Raw genomic sequence first — 16669 nt, 5'->3', positions numbered from 1 at the left:
GTCAGGTTTCAGTGCTCGAACTGACGCTAAGACTTTCATCTGTAATCAGCAGACTCGATTTAGGGAAACATTCCATGAAACCTTCGGTCTCGCGCGCCTCGCGGAAAACAGCAAATGCCTTCGCGTCCTTATGAGAAAGCCCAGCAGTATGAGCGCTTTGAGCTAATTCAAGTAAGTTTTCGAAGTCTCGTTTTACGCACGCCAGTGCGAGTGCAAGGACAGGATCGGTTACGCTCCAGTCATATCTTGCCAGTTCTAACTCTGCATTTCGACTTTGGGCTTCTTCTTCTACGCCTGGCTCAAAGAGCTTAGTCAATGCTTTGTTGATCCCAAATTTTAGCCGAAGGTCATTGTCAAATTTTGCCTTATTGAACTCGGCGAATTCGACAATACGGGCAGCCATCTTCGTAAGTTCTGCCAAAAGAAACTCGTGAGAAGCAGATAACAGAGCAGAATACGACTTACTGGCATGTGCACGATACACCTGTTGAAACACCAAGTGTAGAATGTAAGAACCTACTACATATACTCTCGCGGCTGCTGATCTTAGATACTCATGGTCGATGTCAAGTTGAGTGCCCAATTTCGGTAAGCTGTCTTTTGGGATGCCCGCCGAAATGCAGTTTTCGAGATACTCCTTATTCACAACCCCACCAGCGTGAATGAAAAGGTGCCTCCTCTGGCACACTTCCAAGAAGTCCCGATAGTGAGAATCTTTTTTAACGTAGGATAAGTCGTTTAGTTTCGCGATGTCGCTCAGAATCCAATCAATTAGGTCTTTGTGACTCCCGCGCAATTTTTTGGAAAGGACCTTTTCAACCTGATCTGCTTCCCAATCCTGCACACTCTTTCCACTTCGCAAGTATCCAACGGAAATTGTTTCGTCACCTGGAATCAGCAGCTCGGGGAAATCAAGACAGACGCTTCGAAGAAGACGAAGCAGTAGGAAATCAAACTCTGCGATCAGCGCGCTTAGATTTGCCCTCTGAATGGAACTTGCAGCCTTTAGAAGGTGAGATGTAGTAGCCATTTTCTGGGCAACCGCAGCCACATCATCGTCATGAATAATGAAACTGTGTCTAACGCCGTTGTTTTTATTACCTTCGGCGTTTACGGGGGTCTCCTCGCTGGAGATTGCGTTATCCTTGAGGTAAGCAAGGACCTCTTCTTTTATCTGATAATCCGTGATGTGATATCCAAAGCCAGACATTGGAGGCATGTGTTTAATGGAGGCGATGCAAAACGCTGTCCAATCCTCGAACGATTCGAGCACTTCCTTGGCACCTTCTGGAACCGTATCACGACCTGGACCGACAAGCTTGAAGTTCATACGAAAGCTGCCTCCATATTCATTGGATTCAATGATTACCCGTGGCAGAAATTCGTCTTTTCCCGACATTTTTGGTCCTATAAATTTGCGATAAAAACTCAGTAAGTCCTATCTTACCTAAAATAGATCAGACCTCGCGTATAGACTCTTCCTTTTGTTAGCCCAAACTTCTCAGCTGGCCTCCTCCGGTTCAGCGGATAACCCTTATTCGGGGCCAACGTGTAGTTATGGTAGAAGCGAAGTTTGGTCGCCATTATGTCGACCATTTCTGGGTCGTAGTAGGCCCTCTCATACCACGTCGTTTCACCTGACGTAGGCTTCGTTCCACGAGCGAGGACATAGTCTCGTGATCCGTGGCTTTGAAATCAGCTTGATCGCGGGCCAAAATGACGTCCGAAAATTGGGCTTCCGTCAGTAAACCTATCTCCGGTATGACCATTCTTCGCGCGCTGACGTTCGCGCTCGCACTCGCGACAATTGCCGCGAGTCATGCGCACACCCTCGACGTATCGCTTCGTAGGAAAATCGTTCTCTGGCTGCTCTACACCGCACTGGGTGCAGGTTTTTACCCAAACCCCATCAATCAACCGATGACCCACATGCAGCCGCTTGTGCGTGACGGTATCGACGCAATCCAGATTCTCGATCCGGTTGTCAGTTCGATTGTGACTTTTGTGATGTATCTGGAAGCCGTCCGGGATTGGACCGTGCGCTTCTTCCCAAAGGATACGATGCTCGGCGACAATCGTGCCGCATGTCAGTTTGATCTGATAATACCCGTCAGATCCAAGCCAGCGTGTTTGTGTGTTTTTCTGTGCCATACTCGGGAAGTCGAGCCCGAGTGAGGATCTCGCTTGCTTGTTCTGCAATTTCCGGTTGCAACATTGCCTTATGCAGGTATGACGTTCAAAACTTCGGAGCAGACATGACGAAAAAACTCTACCGCGACATTCAGTCGATCGCTGGACTTGTCGAGCGAATGACGAATTCGGAATCTATTGATTTCACCGCAACCATTTTTGATGATGGTTTTGCAGAAGTTCCTGGAAACGAAATGCGCGTCATGCGCCTTCCTGCGGATATAATAAAGAAAAGTTCTACGATAGATATGAAGGCGAACTTCACTCCATACTTGATAAGCTATCTACAGAGAGATCATAAGATCATTGGGCTTATTTGCGGCATGACAGAAATCCCTGCAGATATTTCTCACGCTCAGGTCGATGATATACACGCAGACTACTGGTCTTATCGAGGCAGAAGAGTTGGTCTTGCGTTCGGAGTGGCACCGAACGAGGCGATTACAACAACCCTTGATCCCGTGACTGGCGCTGAATGGACTGCTTGGAATCTTGAGATTGCTGGTATTATGCCTGACAATATCGAACCGGGCCGCACCCCCTATCTTGCTCGGTGCGAAACGACTGGCGACATGATGACTTTTGATCGTCTTGCAGACGGAAAAGTTGAAGTGGTCATGTTGCCTAATGATGATGTGGCTGTAATGCAGACGATCTATGAAAACTTGAAATGAAAAAGACCCCCGGTGTATGCCGGGGGCCTCTACAGGAAATTCTTTTGACATATCAGGTATTTACAAGCATTCCGTGAATTGTAGCAGTTGAAGGCATCTCCATGAGCGGCAATTCGTAGATCGTTTCCCAGAATTCGTATTCTCCGCGATACATTTCCCATCTTCCGACAGTGATAGTGCGACCGACCATCTTCGATTCTTCATATCTCGCTCTTAACGCGAGATGACGAAGTTGGCGGCTGATATGTTCTGGCTTGAATGCCTTGATGCCTTCTTCAAGCAACTCAATGCCGGTGTGAATTGCTTCGTCGACCAGTTTCCGTTTTTTCAGGATTTCTTCCACGCGAAGATCAGTCAACTTGTGCTCGGCAGCTTCTATAATAGTAGCGAGGCCACCCCGTGCCACTGCGAGCTTCGGCGGCTTGCGCTGCTGCAATGAGGGGAAAATCCGCTCCATCTCCTCGATCATCTGGAGCATTTCTTTTTCAACCGGGATGAAGTCCCGATCAAGTATTTGAAGTAGTTCTTGAGCGTTTCCGAGCACTGCTGCTGACATTTTTCGGTGCGCCGCGATCTCGACCCGTTTTTCGAGATTACGTTCGATTTTTGCAACTGTCGTTTTGTCTGTGAGCTCAACAGCGCAGCAATGTCCGCAAAGCGCTTTGCTGCCGTCAGGCAGTAGGGCAAAGATGCCCTTGCGATGCCATTGCCTCTGCTTGCAGAACGAGCACCTGACATTGGTGTCGGACAGGTATCCATCCAGCAACATGACGGGGCGAATGCCCGCATGAACCTCAAGAGTGACGCCGGGCTGTTGTTCCGGATCAGTGATGACGAAATCCTCGCCGGGGAAAACTTGTTTGCTCAAATTGTCGCATCCATGTGATTGCCGTTGACGAGATGATAGTTCCTCGTGCAGGCAATATACTCGATTCGTTCTATTGTGGAAAGCTCGGCGCAACACACCACATTTTGTGTTGGTGGTCGGGCAAAAAAGAACCCCGATCATGAGATCGGGGGCAAGTTGATACAGGTCCCGGCCATTACCTCGGCCGGAGGGGATTCATTCGGCGGCGACATTGACAACAGATTTGGAGTTTTCTCGAACCGGGTTCGGCATGCGGTGCTGCCTCATGATGTCTATCGCCTTTTCGGTCAGTCCCACGCCGCGGTAGTAGCGTTCGCCGCGGATCTTTACGACATTCTTGGACACCCCGTGTCCGGCCATCGCATCCAGCAGCAGCTCCTTCTCATAGGGCTTCGGCTGACGTCCTCCGAGATAGATCTGGAAAAGCTTGTTGATCGCAGGGGCGGTCGTGTCGAGCGCCGGCAAAAATTCGAACCATTCGTCGAACATCTCGCAATACGGGTTCGCACTCTCAAGGATTTTGTCACGCAACGCTTCCACCGCCGACGAGTTCGGGAAGTTGCCCGCCTTCCCCTTGTTGAAGCGATAGTATGCCCGCGCACCGAGAACGGCGTAAAGACCAAGAGCCTTCTGGCCATCTTCTGACGCAAGCCACTCTGCGAGGCCGACCTCTTTCTCTTGGCACCCCTCCGGCGCCGTGCCGGGATCATAGAATGACTGGTTAAAAGGGAAGGGTGTGAGCCTGACCTTCGTCGCCTTGTCCCAGCTCTTGAAGCGTGGCACCCCGTTCATTGACATCCAGAAGCTGGCCGTGTTCACGAATTGGATGTTCTCGGTGCCGTGCGGCGGGCGTGCTGTCTGTTCGTCGCCACCAGAAATGCGGTTGAACTCCCCCGCCTCGATGCTTGAGCCCTTGCGCGGCTCGGATGCCATTGCGAACCGGCGCCAGATGAGAGGCGTTTTCGCACCGTCATGGCTGTTCGCATCGCGGTCTCCGGTGTCGAGAATGATGCCGGGCTTTACGGAGCAAGCCCACCCACCTCGACCGCCGCCGAACAACTTCAAGAGAGAGTTCTGAACCAGTGACTTGCCATTGTCGCCGTTCGAGTTCGAGTCGCTTTGATCGCCTGCCATGAAGAACATACGCTTCGCAGCCACCTCGCCGGTGACAGAATAGCCGATCGAAACCCGGAACATCCGAGAGGTCTCTGGATCACCGGGCCAGAAGCGGGAAAAAGTCCTCGCGACACGCCTCGCGTCGGCGGCCTTGTCGAAATCACACTTCAGGGCACCGGTCATGTAGTGCTCCGGATCATGCGGTATTTCCCCGCCCGTGCGCAGATCGACAGTCAAATTTTGAAAAGCGACGAGATGAGCCACCCGGAATGAGTTGAACAGCTCCCGCGGCAGGGTCATGGTGCCTTTCGCGTGATCGAGGATATACTCTGCGCTCTTGGCGTTCGCATTCAGCTTGTCGGCGACGTCGCCTGTTTCGGTCGCGTAGAGGCGGCGCACTCGATCAAGAAGCTCCGCACTGGGCTTTTGTGAAAACTGCCAGTGCGATCCAGTCCATTCGCCCCAACCCGCTCCTTCAACGAAGCATGCCCGGCCTTTCGCCTTCTCGGCGAGCCATGCGCCGAGGGCGCTGTAGTTGACATCGAATGCCATCAGCGGATTGCTCTCGGCGAGTTGCTTTCGGATACGGGTCTTCTCTTCGCGCTCTTCTATGGCAGCCCTTGCTGCCTCGGCTTTCGCATCCTTCTCGGCGGCTTTCTCGGCCTTCGCGAGATCCTTCTCCATGCCAGCCAGCTCGCGCTTTGCGGCTGTCACATCTGCACGGGCCGCGACGGCGGCCTTCGCGGCGTCGACCTTGTTCTTTTTCGTCGCCGTCGCGTTCAGCGCCGCCTTTTCAGCTTTCACCATTTCGAGTTTTGCGACCTTCTCGATCACCGCATCCCGAGCCTGCCGAATTGCCTCAACGTTTTTTGTCATTTTTTTTATACCCTTGACCTGTTGGCTCCTCCCAGTCTGGGCCGCCCCCGGGGATCAATCCGGGGGCTTTTCAGGTCCAGCAGGGAAGATGCGACGCCATTGTCGCTCAAGGGAAATGGTTCCCACCCGACATCTCGTGAAGTAAAGCAAGTAACGAATTGTTTCAGTTCTGTTTCAAGCCAATCTGCACTGTTGGCTTTCATCAGGGGCAGAGGGGGCAGGGTTTTGAAGTTCTTTGTGTGTGAGGAATTTCTTTTTTTACGTTGTAAAGCTGCCTCTCGTTAGAAAGGCACAAACATGAGAGGACTTTTTACCTGAAAATTTTTCCCGCGTTCAGTAGAAAAGAAGGTGCGCGAGACGTGCCCCTTTACTCCAGGAGGCGCAATCCATTGATCTGAAGGGGAAAATCGGGGACATCGGCGTTGCCCCCTGCGTTGTCGCCTGACCAGGAGATTTCCCCTTCGTCGACAATCACTCTGGCCAATGTTCTCCTCGCAAGCCCCATGGAGAGCCACATGATCGACGAAGACAAACTCGAAGATGACCTCGTGCTGGTAGCCGCTTGGTGCGAGTATCAATTTCCGCACATCAAGAACCTGAAACTGTTCGCTGCAGCTCAACAAACGAACGTTCCATATCAGCTTGCTGTGGCAGTCGCTGACACGCTTTCAACGACAAAGATTGATGGGCCAGTTGTTGCAGAAGCCCGCCGCGCGCTGCAAGCGCTCGGCTATACGTTTGCGTGGGAACAAAACGGCGACATCGACTTCATTTTGCAAGTCAGTGCTCAAGGGTTCTCAGCGCATGGACGGATGCAGGCTATATCGCAGCTTCATAAGCTCGTCCTGGCATGAGTTGCAGTCAGTGATGACATACGAAGAAGCGATCCACCGCGCCGCTGAGCAAGCGTCTGAGGAGCATCTGCGGCGCCTGGGTAGGTCTGCGCACCAGTTGCTGAAATTGCGCTCTGTGGCGCCGGAAAAGCGGGTCGAGTTCGTGTCGGGGTTTCTTGTTTCTGAGATTTTCAGAAAGATGGGTTGATCGCTTTGGATCGACGATCTGGGGCGTAATTCCGAAGGAGACACACAGAAAGACAGACAGAAGATGCAAAAGATGGATTCGATTATGCAGGAAGTAGCACTGGTCGAATTCTGGCACCGAACAGAGACAGCCGCGACTGTGCCCACCCAAGAAGAGATCGTTGTGAAAGTCAAGGCGGAGGTCGTTGATGATGCCATTGACTGGTCGAGCCTCGCCGCGCTTGGCGAGAAGGCGAAACGGGACGGTTACTACTACCGGAATGGCGCCCGCCAAGCGAGCATGTCTGACCTGATCGGGAAGGTCTGCATCTATGTGGCGCAGGTTGATGATGAGCAAATCATCTTCGTTTCCAACGACGGAACCTTCGCGAAGATGTATCATCGGCAGGACTGTTGCGAGAGCGTCTCGCTTGGGGATGTGAATGGCGATCTCGACGACCTGATTGGCGTGTCGCTTGAGGTTTTCGAAGAGCGCACTCAAGATGCCCCTTCGACCTACGGCAGCGCCACCTGGACTTTCTACTGCCTTCGCACGATCCGTGGTTTGATCGACATCCGTTGGCATGGTTCGTCTAATGGCTACTACTCCGAGACCGCAGATGTCGACGTGTGGATGCCGGAAAAACCGATCGGTGCTCACCAGCGTATAGAGCTGCTGAAGGCCGCTCACGAAAGCGGTGCATCATGACCAGCAATATTGAACACCTGAAATGGAAGATGGCGGTCAACTCCGCGCATAGCCTCGAGCAGTTCGTCGCCCTCGGCGAAAAGCGTGGATACAGAGCGAGCTGGGCATATCGCGCATATGCTGCACGCCTCGACATGAGTGAGAATTTTCAGCGCGACATGGATCGGATCCGGAAGAGCTGGGACGGGTTCGGGAAGGCGGTCGGAAAGACTGCTAAGCGTCTACAGGCAGAGAGATTTAAGCGGGACGACGGATATCAACCTCGCGGTTCCGGTGATCACAGCACCCCAGCCACTGGCGGAAAGTCAGTGCAGATCATGGTAGGGCAGGGGTGATGCGCTACGAACCCTACCAACTCGCCGCCCTCAAATACATCGAGGAGCGCGACCCAACGTTTGAAGAGCGCGCTGCCGATCTCACCGCTGACAACCTGAAGCGACATGGCGTATCGAACCACGTGTTGGTCTGGCTGCATATCATGAGCGGCCAGCAGATCTTAGCCTTAAAGGTTGAGGTCAAGCGGAAGTGTGAACGCGAGATGATGGAGAGCTTTCGCGAGCGCATGGGGCACTTTGTCGTTATTCATTTGCCAGTCCTATTTACAGATCCATTTGAGGGCTGTGATGCATAAGATCGTTCGCAACGTCCGAGGCTCCGCCGGCATACAGTGGAGCATCCTGATTGGATTGGTTATCGTCAATGGATATCAAGTTTATTTTTATCTCTTGGGGTTGATCGTATCGGCTTTGGGAGGCAGGGCTGATGCAAATTGAAATTGATCCAGATGACGTTGAGTTGCAATGTATCGACCTCGATTTCTCTCACTTGATATACCGTGGTGTTTCGTTTGCACTTGATGGCAATGACTACATCAAGCACCAGGCAAAGAGGTCTTCAGAATTCATCGGCTGGTCTCAGGATGATGGCGTCTACGATGCCTTGCTGCATGCCGCTGGTGCAGACCTCATTGCTGTTAAGGTGGCGGCAATGTCTGCACACGAGCGCTTGGAGTTCTTTCGCAAAGCGCAGGCGTGCGCATGAATCTCTACCGCCTCGACCCACCGCCGGAGTTCGACGAGGATGGTTTTGCTATCATGTGGTCTCCACCCGTTCGCCTTGAGTGTTGTGCTCCACCCATAGAAGCGATGCCAGCATGCTGCTCGATGGTTGGTGGATATATGCGCCAGGCAGGGACACAGCCGCCGAAGTGTAACGCAAGGCCACATCTCCTCTGCATAAGAGATGTAACCAAACGATCAGGACAATTGAGGGGGCAGCGAGGTAGCGCATCCGAGCGTGGCTATGGTGCGCCTTGGCGTAAGCTCGCTGAACGTATCAAACAGCGTGACATTGGTTTGTGCCAGCTATGCTTTGATCTGGGTCGCACCACTCAGTTGGATGCGGTTGATCACATCATCAACAGAGCAACGGCAGACGCTGACGGGATGGTGATGACCGCTTCGGGCGAGACGATGCATTACGATGATGAGCGCATTCTCCAATCAATCTGCAACGCGATCAAGACATCACGCGAAGGCAACGGCGGCAAAGTGAAGCCGCAGTTTGGCGTCAATGGGTGGCCGCTATGATCGCTGATCCAGGGCAGCTTTCGGACCCCTCGCCTTGGTCGGTCTCATTGGATGGCTTTCTCCGCAGCCAGCCTGGGTGCTGAAAAGGCAGTCAGGATGATCCGCCTGGGCGTCGTGCTGTTCATGTGGCTCGCCTAAGTCGCCTCAATCAAGCTTGGAATCCACGGTATCAAGAACCTCAATGCTCTTTTGCCAGGCTGATTTCTTGCGGCTACGCACAATCGCCCCCGAGCATAGAGATATCGAACGTTAACCACGCAAATTTCCGACCTCTCAGAAAGAGACGCATCTCCTCGAAAATGAGGAGTCTTGCACGTGTATTTCCAGCCTAAATCCAACGAGTTTTCTGCCGCTTATACTGAAATTTTGACCGAGCCTGAAGCTGCTGAATTTCTTCGGATCGGGCTGACGAAGCTCCGAGAGTTGCGCCGATCGGAACTTATCCCTCACATTCCAGGAAAGCCTGTTCGATACATGTCGGCCTCACTTCTGTCTTGGATGAAAGAGCAGGAAGTTCCGGCAAAGTCGTTGGCATTGCGCCCGACAACGAAACGCAGCAAAACCTACAACACAAACCCCGACAAGGCCGCCCTGCGAGCCGGAATTTTCGGTTGACGATCTCAGTTGCATCTGTTGACGTGAGTGAAAGCCACGGAGATAGATGCGGACATGAAGACACTCGAACGGATCGGCCAATTTACGGTCGCGCAAAACCGAAACACCTACCATCTCAGATGGACGAATAAGAATACCGGAAAGCAAGAGTCCGAGAGTTTTGGCAGAGACCGTGCTCGCGCTGAGGGTGAAGCGTGGCGGCGGATGGCCGCACTTGTTTCTCCGGGTGACCTGATTGAGCGCCCGAACAATCCGACATTCGAAGAGCTCTGGCACTTCTATTGCCGGGAGAAGAAGCCGAACCTGTCAGTTGGGCGCGTTCGGCGCCTTGACGAAGCCTACAAGCTCTATTTCAAGTCCGCTTTGTCTAAGGTGCCGGCGAGCGAACTTCCTGACGCAATCCGCATGATGCGCGATCGCATGCTTGATGGCTGGACGGGAGATAATCGCGACAACAGCCGCGGAGCGAGACACAGGCCCATCCACCCCAATACAATCGAAGATGTTGTAAATATTGCCAGGGCGACGCTGAATTTCCTGCTCGATGAGCGCATCATTGCAGGACCGAGTCCAGTGCCTACGATCCGGGTAGCGGGCCGCACGGCACCGATTGACCGAGATCCAAAGGGTCGCCATTTATCCTTTTCGGAGATCGGAAAGCTAATCGACGCATGCGAATTCCGACACCACCTTCATATAATGCTGTTCGAGCTCGGATGCGGTGCGAGAAGCGGAGTATTTACCCCCATGTGGCTTGATCAAGTCCTCTGGGATGTTGATGCGATCAACACTCTGCCGGAGGGGTGGAAGCAGGGTAAAAAGTATCGACCAGTGGTTCCCGTAACCGGCCCTATGAGATGGGCGGCTGCGGAAGCTACAATGACGGCGGGGCCGGACCAGCAGCTAATCCACTATCGGTCAGAGGGCCTCAAGGGCCGCAACGGCACACAGATCATCCACCGGATTGCGAAGCGTGCCCTCGGCGAAGAAAAGGCAGAAAATGTGAACTGGTATTCGATCCGTCACACATTGATCGACTGGCTTGAAATGCGTGTGCCTGCGAAGAGCCTGTCGATACTGGCTGGCCACGTCGCCGCGCTGGATACGCGTGAACGACGGCAGATGCGGAACATTGACGGCAGCAAGACCACTCTGATCTATATGCGCGCAAAGCTGGCCCATTTTGACCCGGTCCGAAAAGCTCTGGACGAAGAGTGGTGGCCGGCGATACAGATGCATTGCGACCTGAACCTCCGCCTGGATGATCCGAAAGTCGATTATGAATGGGCCACAGCACGAGAATTGGCTAAGAAAATAGATGCAAATCAGATGCAATTGAGCCGTAAGTGGTTGAAAGAAAACAACCGGTAGCCATGTGCATGATGTGCAGATCACCCGCGAAAGCCCGAACTACCGCATCGGGTAACTCCCTTAAATCAAAGGCGTAATCTACGTGACCCAAGCATGACCCCCGGCGCGCGCATCTCTGCCGCCATCGAGATTTTGAACACAATGGCGGACGGTGTCCCGGCGGAGCAAGCCTTGACCCGTTGGGCCCGTGGCAGTCGCTATGCGGGGTCCAAGGACCGTGCTGCGGTGCGCGATCATGTGTTCGATGTCTTGCGGCAGCGGCGGCTGGCCGCGCACCTTGGGGGGGGTGACACGGGGCGGGCGCTGATGATTGGCGTCTTGCGGGCGCAAGGCATCGACCTTGCGCCGCTGTTCAACGGGCAAGGTCACGCGCCGCTGCCGTTGTCGGACGCAGAGGCCACGACCCCCGACGCGCCAAGTGATATGGCGACCCTGTGGAACCTGCCGGACTGGATCATACCGCTGTTTCAGGCGTCGCTTGGGGCAGACGCCGAAGCTGTCGCGCAGGCTCTGCAATCGCGGGCACCGATCTCTGTCCGGGTGAATACGGCGCAGGCAACGGTCGCGGATGTGGCAGAGGCGTTGGCCGAAGCCGGCATCGAAACACGCACGAATGACCTTTGCACCACCGCCCTGACGGTGACTGAAGGGGAGCGGAAACTTCGCAACTCTGACAGCTACTTACACGGTGATATTGAACTTCAGGATGCGGCCAGCCAAGCGGTTGTGGCAGCGCTTCCCGAAGCTGAACGGATGCTTGATTATTGCGCAGGTGGCGGCGGCAAGGCGCTGGCAATGGCCGCGCGGCGCGATGCGACTGTCTTTGCCCACGACATCGATCCGCGCCGAATGGTCGACCTGCCCGCGCGCGCAGACCGCGCTGGTGTAACCGTCAGACAGGTGACAACCGATGAATTGGACGGGGCAGGCCCCTTTGACGTCGTTCTATGTGACGCTCCCTGTTCGGGGAGCGGGTCGTGGCGCCGGTCGCCCGAAGGCAAGTGGACGTTTACAGCCGGTCGTCTGGAAGAATTGACACAAATTCAGGATAAAATCCTGGATCACGCCGCCACGCTGACCGCCAAAAACGGGACGCTGGCCTATGCGACATGCTCGGTTCTGCAATCTGAAAACGAAGATCGGGCCGCGGCGTTTCTGGCGCGGAACCCGGACTGGACGCAGGTATTTACCAAGCGTTTCCATGTAGATGCGCAGGGTGACGGATTTTTCACGGCACATTTTAAACGTCGTTGAAGGATCTTTGAAACAACTTGAAGATGTTATTTTCTTTGACCTGATACGAAATTAACAGCACATTAACCCTCCTAAGTCTAAATGAACTCGGTTTCATGATTTAGGGGGAAAGTGTTGGCTCAAGAAAGTGCGGCTCGTCAGATCGTCTTTGGTAAGCGTTGGCTGGTGCTATCAGCCTTTGTTATCTTCGCCGCCATCCTTGGTTCAATCGCTCCAGCGCGCTCTCTGGCCATCGTTCTACAGGCTGCCAGCGCCACTGTCGGCCTTGCTGTCTTGGTTAACTTTGTGGTCGCGCTGCGCCGCCAGCGGGTGCAACGCGCGCAGCGTACGGCGGCAAAAACCACGATGGCTGATGATCCGAACCCCTGTGTACTTACCACCAAGGAAGGCGATATCGTTGCGCAGAACAACGTCGCGTTAACCACCTTTCTGCGTCCGGCACAGCCCACCATCGCCGACCTGCTCGCGCCGCTTTTCGCGGACCCAGAGGCGCTGTCGTCTCGGCTCGCGGCCAAGGCGACGGAAGGGGGCGCTGCGAAAGAAGACATCAACACCCGTGACGGCACCATGCGCCTGTCCGCGCACCGCGTGGGGGAAGATCTATTTTGGCGGCTCGAAACCTTGTGGGACGCGTCCGAAAACGGGGCTGGCACCAGCGATCACGGGTTGCCAATGGTCATGGCCAGCAACTCCAATGTCATTTTGTTTATGAACGCCGCGGCCCGCAGCCTAGTCGGCAGACGCGTGACAGCGTTGAACCAGATCATCGGCGATATCCCCATCGCTTCGGGGGAAATGGTTACCGTGCAGACTGCCAAAGGCCCCATATGCATGACCGTCGCCGAGATCGGAGCCTCGGCGAACCGCCGCGCACTATATTTTCTGCCCCATGCAAACGACCGGTTTCAGGACGCAGGGTGGTCCGCGCTTCAAAACCTGCCGATCCCGCTCATCAAAGTCGCCCCAAGTGGCGAGGTTTTGTCCTTCAACGCCCCGGCAGAGCAGTTGGTGGGCGCGGAATTGACGGAAGGCGTGTCACTTGCCGACGTGATGGAGGGGCTGGGACGATCAATCTCGGACTGGTTGCAAGATACGCTGGAAGGGAGATTGCTGCAAAAGCCCGAGTTCCTCAGGCTTAAACGCAGCGATCGGGAAGTGTTTGTTCAGATAAGGTTAAGCCTGATTTCCGAAGGCGGCACGCCCACGCTGATCGCCGTGTTACATGACGCGACCGAGCTTAAATCGTTGGAAGCGCAGTTTACCCAAAGTCAAAAGATGCAGGCTATCGGACAGCTTGCTGGGGGCGTTGCCCATGATTTTAACAATCTGCTCACCGCTATTTCCGGCCACTGTGACCTGCTCCTTCTGCGCCATGACCCGGGCGATCGTGATTACAGCGATCTGGTACAGATCGACCAGAATGCCAACCGCGCTGCGGCTTTGGTGGGGCAGTTGCTCGCCTTTTCACGCAAGCAGACGCTCCGCCCCGAGACGGTCAATATGCGCGACACGCTTGCCGACCTGACCCATTTGCTTAATCGTCTGGTTGGTGAAACGGTGACCCTGACGCTCAGCCATGACCCGATCCTGCAACCCATCCGTGCAGATAAACGCCAGTTGGAACAGGTGCTGATGAACCTGATCGTGAACGCGCGCGATGCTATGCCCATGGGCGGGGAAATCAAGGTCACCACAGAAAATACCCAGCTGGCTGAACCGCTTACACGTGATCGGGTGACCGTGCCCGTCGGGAAATACGTAACTGTTCAGGTCACCGACGAGGGCGAAGGCATCCCGCAGGACCGTTTGCAAAAAGTGTTTGAACCCTTCTACACCACCAAACGGACCGGCGAGGGGACGGGGCTGGGGCTGTCCACCGCCTACGGTATTGTCAAACAGTCGGGGGGCTATATTTTCGTCGATAGCACGATCGGGGAAGGCACCACCTTCACCCTGTATTTTCCGTGCCATAGCAAGGGCGCGGAGGCATCAGCGCCGATGAAACTAACCGCTTCCCCGACCGGATCGAAAAGAGAGGACGGGACCGTCTTGCTGGTCGAAGACGAAGCACCGGTGCGTGCATTTGCCAGCCGCGCGCTGCGCATGCGCGGCTATACTGTTCTAGAAGCCGACTCGGCCGAGATGGCACTAAAAACCCTTGAGGACCAAGCGCTTAATATTGATGTCTTTGTGACCGACGTGATCATGCCGGGGATGGATGGCCCCACTTGGGTACGCGAGGCGCTGAAAGCACGACCGGGGGTGCCTGTGGTCTTTGTCTCTGGCTATGCCGAGGATAGTTTCGGCGATGCCCAGATGACGATTCCCAATTCTGTTTTCCTGCCTAAACCGTTTTCGCTGACGGAGCTGACGAACACTGTGAACAGTCAGATCCAATAGGCTGGCTGGTCGCTACTCGATCGAGTCGTAAAGCGCGAATTCATCCGCGAATTTGCGTTTGAAACGTTGCTCTATCTCCGGGGAAAGATGCAGGTCCATTTGGGGGGACACGTTTTCTTGTTTCAGATCAAGCGTCACGTCGAGCCTTTGTTCAAGAAAACCTTTTAACCGATCCTGATTCTCGTATCGAAAATAATGGGTTATGCCCGTTCCGTTCGGTTGCGCTGCCATAAAGTTTAGCTGGCTGCCCACGTCGGCAAACCCAGGCTTTTTCCCCTTCATATAGGCAAGGATGAATTCATCAAAACTCACATCGAAGGTGGCATTGGGCTTGCCCTGCATAAAGGGCCGCTGCCGATAGCGATACCAACTGCCCAGCCAACTGATCGGTTCGCGCATGACGGCCATCAATTCAAGCTCCGTGTCACAGACTTTCAGAAACATCGGGCGAATAAACCGGTTGTAGCGATAGACCGGCGCATGTTTCAGGATGGGCGGTTCAGAAATCACCATATCCGCCCGGGGGGCCAAAGCGGTTTCATATGCGGTGGTGCCGGTTTTTGGCACCGACAAAAACGCAAGGCGCTCCTTAAAGAAAACAAGCACTTGAAAGAAAACCTTTCGTCAGTCGAATAGTAATTTTCGCGTATCAACCGAATGTTAATCAGTTCAATAAATAGATGAAAGGGCAAACAAATACATTGTAATGTTCTCATTTTGATCTCATATGGAACATAGAAAGAACATCAAGATGGTCGGGGCATGATGATTGCGGCTTGCAGACCACTGTGACAGTAAGAGGATAACCTATCATGGCAACGGCAGATCTTTTGACTATGGACAACAAGAAACAAGCTGAAAAGCAAAAGGCCCTGGACAGCGCGCTGGCACAGATTGAACGCCAGTTCGGCAAAGGGTCGATCATGAAGCTGGGGGCCGAAGGGGCCATTCAGGACATCAAGGCAAGCTCGACTGGTTCGTTGGGGCTGGATATCGCACTTGGTATCGGCGGTCTGCCCATGGGGCGGATCATCGAGATTTACGGCCCGGAATCCTCGGGTAAGACCACATTGACCCTGCATTGTGTTGCGGAGCAGCAGAAAAACGGCGGCGTTTGTGCCTTTGTTGACGCGGAACACGCGCTTGACCCGCAATACGCGCGCAAACTGGGCGTTGATATCGACGAGCTGCTGATTTCCCAGCCTGACACCGGCGAACAAGCGCTTGAAATTACGGATACGTTGGTCCGCTCCGGTGCGGTGAATATGGTGGTGGTCGACTCCGTCGCGGCGCTCACGCCCAAATCCGAGTTGGAAGGCGATATGGGCGACAGCTCTGTCGGGGTGCAGGCCCGTCTGATGAGCCAGGCAATGCGTAAGCTGACAGGCTCGATCTCGCGATCGAACTGCATGGTGATTTTCATCAACCAGATCCGGATGAAAATCGGCGTTATGTTCGGGTCACCCGAAACGACGACCGGTGGGAACGCGCTGAAATTCTATTCTTCCGTGCGTCTGGACATCCGCCGCATTGGCGCGCTCAAGGATCGTGACGAGGTGGTCGGCAACGCCACACGGGTCAAGATCGTCAAGAACAAGGTCGCCGCACCGTTCAAGCAGGTCGAATTCGACATCATGTATGGGGAAGGGATCTCCAAGATGGGCGAGCTGCTGGATCTTGGGGTCAAAGCTGGCGTGGTTGATAAATCGGGATCGTGGTTCAGCTATGGCGATGAACGGATCGGGCAGGGGCGTGAAAACGCCAAGACCTTCCTGAAAGAAAACACCGCCATGGCAAATGAGATCGAAGACAAGATCCGCGCGGCCCATGGGCTGGACTTCGACGGCTCCGACAGCGACGACGCGGATATCCTCGAAGCGTAAAGGCTTGCACCGCAAGTGGTTAGAAAAGGCGTGCCCCCAGGGCGCGCGTTTTTTCATGGGGGCTGCCTGTGGACAGTGCTCTGTCGCGAGGGTATTCGAAGGTAA

Annotated in this window: 18 protein-coding genes; 14 read left to right on the top strand and 4 right to left on the bottom strand. The window is 54.3% G+C overall.

The features are described from left to right. Position 1: 1 nt before the first annotated feature. On the bottom strand, positions 2–1399 hold the full coding sequence (locus IV89_RS09925; RefSeq protein ID WP_037944115.1) for a hypothetical protein: 1398 nt from the start codon (positions 1397–1399) through the stop codon (positions 2–4). A gap of 362 nt (positions 1400–1761) precedes the next feature. Between IV89_RS09925 and IV89_RS09920 the strand changes: the two genes are divergently transcribed. Then, a complete protein-coding gene (locus IV89_RS09920; RefSeq protein WP_235183780.1) occupies positions 1762–2175 on the top strand; it encodes a hypothetical protein in 414 nt (137 codons plus the stop codon). A gap of 80 nt (positions 2176–2255) precedes the next feature. Next, positions 2256–2864: a hypothetical protein gene (locus tag IV89_RS09915; protein ID WP_037944118.1), complete on the top strand. Its 609-nt coding sequence runs from the start codon at positions 2256–2258 to the stop codon at positions 2862–2864. A 52-nt stretch (positions 2865–2916) separates the two neighbouring features. Here IV89_RS09915 and IV89_RS09910 read toward each other — a convergent pair whose 3' ends face one another. Both IV89_RS09910 and IV89_RS09905 read right to left on the bottom strand, forming a co-directional pair. Continuing rightward, entirely contained in the window at positions 2917–3732 is an 816-nt protein-coding gene (locus IV89_RS09910) for a hypothetical protein (protein ID WP_037944119.1), read from the bottom strand. Between the two features lie 195 nt (positions 3733–3927). Continuing rightward, on the bottom strand, positions 3928–5724 hold the full coding sequence (locus IV89_RS09905; protein WP_037944120.1) for a hypothetical protein: 1797 nt from the start codon (positions 5722–5724) through the stop codon (positions 3928–3930). A gap of 515 nt (positions 5725–6239) precedes the next feature. Between IV89_RS09905 and IV89_RS09900 the strand changes: the two genes are divergently transcribed. The 11 genes from IV89_RS09900 (at position 6240) to IV89_RS09850 (ending at position 14681) form a co-directional block, all read left to right on the top strand. Next, complete coding sequence (locus tag IV89_RS09900) at positions 6240–6578, top strand: hypothetical protein (protein WP_146152948.1); 339 nt, start codon at positions 6240–6242, stop codon at positions 6576–6578. A gap of 13 nt (positions 6579–6591) precedes the next feature. After that, positions 6592–6765 (top strand): hypothetical protein, encoded by a 174-nt coding sequence (locus IV89_RS09895; RefSeq protein ID WP_160171652.1) that lies wholly within the window; start codon positions 6592–6594, stop codon positions 6763–6765. A gap of 63 nt (positions 6766–6828) precedes the next feature. Beyond that, complete coding sequence (locus IV89_RS09890; protein ID WP_181358635.1) at positions 6829–7452, top strand: hypothetical protein; 624 nt, start codon at positions 6829–6831, stop codon at positions 7450–7452. Next, entirely contained in the window at positions 7449–7787 is a 339-nt protein-coding gene (locus IV89_RS09885; protein ID WP_037944122.1) for a hypothetical protein, read from the top strand. The genes IV89_RS09890 and IV89_RS09885 overlap by 4 nt, the downstream gene beginning before the upstream one ends. Next, positions 7787–8083 (top strand): hypothetical protein, encoded by a 297-nt coding sequence (locus IV89_RS09880; RefSeq protein WP_037944123.1) that lies wholly within the window; start codon positions 7787–7789, stop codon positions 8081–8083. The genes IV89_RS09885 and IV89_RS09880 overlap by 1 nt, the downstream gene beginning before the upstream one ends. 131 nt (positions 8084–8214) lie before the next feature. Then, positions 8215–8493 (top strand): hypothetical protein, encoded by a 279-nt coding sequence (locus IV89_RS09875; protein WP_037944125.1) that lies wholly within the window; start codon positions 8215–8217, stop codon positions 8491–8493. Then, positions 8490–9041: an HNH endonuclease gene (locus IV89_RS09870; protein WP_146152949.1), complete on the top strand. Its 552-nt coding sequence runs from the start codon at positions 8490–8492 to the stop codon at positions 9039–9041. Before IV89_RS09875 ends, IV89_RS09870 begins: the two co-directional genes overlap by 4 nt. Before the next feature lie 315 nt (positions 9042–9356). Beyond that, on the top strand, positions 9357–9656 hold the full coding sequence (locus IV89_RS09865; RefSeq protein ID WP_160171653.1) for a helix-turn-helix domain-containing protein: 300 nt from the start codon (positions 9357–9359) through the stop codon (positions 9654–9656). A gap of 54 nt (positions 9657–9710) precedes the next feature. Next, complete coding sequence (locus IV89_RS09860) at positions 9711–11027, top strand: site-specific integrase (protein ID WP_037944127.1); 1317 nt, start codon at positions 9711–9713, stop codon at positions 11025–11027. Between the two features lie 93 nt (positions 11028–11120). After that, positions 11121–12281, top strand: a complete 1161-nt coding sequence (locus IV89_RS09855; RefSeq protein WP_037944128.1) for an RsmB/NOP family class I SAM-dependent RNA methyltransferase — start codon at positions 11121–11123, stop codon at positions 12279–12281. Positions 12282–12395: 114 nt separating this feature from the next. Next, a complete protein-coding gene (locus tag IV89_RS09850; protein WP_037944129.1) occupies positions 12396–14681 on the top strand; it encodes an ATP-binding protein in 2286 nt (761 codons plus the stop codon). A 12-nt stretch (positions 14682–14693) separates the two neighbouring features. On the opposite strand, the gene IV89_RS09845 is transcribed toward IV89_RS09850, so the two are convergent. After that, positions 14694–15287, bottom strand: coding sequence for a hypothetical protein (locus IV89_RS09845; protein WP_037944130.1), 594 nt, complete (start codon positions 15285–15287; stop codon positions 14694–14696). 206 nt (positions 15288–15493) lie between these two features. On the opposite strand from IV89_RS09845, the gene recA reads away from it, so the two are divergent. Then, positions 15494–16564 carry a recombinase RecA gene (gene recA, locus IV89_RS09840; RefSeq protein ID WP_005853202.1) on the top strand — a complete coding sequence of 357 codons (1071 nt, stop codon included), beginning with the start codon at positions 15494–15496 and terminating at the stop codon, positions 16562–16564. Positions 16565–16669 lie beyond the last annotated feature (105 nt).

Origin of the sequence: Sulfitobacter sp. CB2047 (genome assembly GCF_000735125.2) — a bacterium.
GTDB classification, from domain to species: domain Bacteria; phylum Pseudomonadota; class Alphaproteobacteria; order Rhodobacterales; family Rhodobacteraceae; genus Sulfitobacter; species Sulfitobacter pontiacus.
This window is presented reverse-complemented; position numbering and strand designations above follow the sequence as displayed.

Coding starts and splice junctions, on each gene's coding strand:
- IV89_RS09870 (WP_146152949.1), top strand. CDS start 8,490: ATGAATCTCTACCGCCTCGACCCACCGCCGGAGTTCGACGAGGATGGT.
- IV89_RS09905 (WP_037944120.1), bottom strand. CDS start 5,724: ATGACAAAAAACGTTGAGGCAATTCGGCAGGCTCGGGATGCGGTGATC.
- IV89_RS09875 (WP_037944125.1), top strand. CDS start 8,215: ATGCAAATTGAAATTGATCCAGATGACGTTGAGTTGCAATGTATCGAC.
- IV89_RS09895 (WP_160171652.1), top strand. CDS start 6,592: ATGACATACGAAGAAGCGATCCACCGCGCCGCTGAGCAAGCGTCTGAG.
- IV89_RS09915 (WP_037944118.1), top strand. CDS start 2,256: ATGACGAAAAAACTCTACCGCGACATTCAGTCGATCGCTGGACTTGTC.
- IV89_RS09925 (WP_037944115.1), bottom strand. CDS start 1,399: ATGTCGGGAAAAGACGAATTTCTGCCACGGGTAATCATTGAATCCAAT.
- IV89_RS09855 (WP_037944128.1), top strand. CDS start 11,121: ATGACCCCCGGCGCGCGCATCTCTGCCGCCATCGAGATTTTGAACACA.
- IV89_RS09900 (WP_146152948.1), top strand. CDS start 6,240: ATGATCGACGAAGACAAACTCGAAGATGACCTCGTGCTGGTAGCCGCT.
- IV89_RS09885 (WP_037944122.1), top strand. CDS start 7,449: ATGACCAGCAATATTGAACACCTGAAATGGAAGATGGCGGTCAACTCC.
- IV89_RS09880 (WP_037944123.1), top strand. CDS start 7,787: ATGCGCTACGAACCCTACCAACTCGCCGCCCTCAAATACATCGAGGAG.
- recA (WP_005853202.1), top strand. CDS start 15,494: ATGGCAACGGCAGATCTTTTGACTATGGACAACAAGAAACAAGCTGAA.
- IV89_RS09920 (WP_235183780.1), top strand. CDS start 1,762: ATGACCATTCTTCGCGCGCTGACGTTCGCGCTCGCACTCGCGACAATT.
- IV89_RS09890 (WP_181358635.1), top strand. CDS start 6,829: ATGCAAAAGATGGATTCGATTATGCAGGAAGTAGCACTGGTCGAATTC.
- IV89_RS09860 (WP_037944127.1), top strand. CDS start 9,711: ATGAAGACACTCGAACGGATCGGCCAATTTACGGTCGCGCAAAACCGA.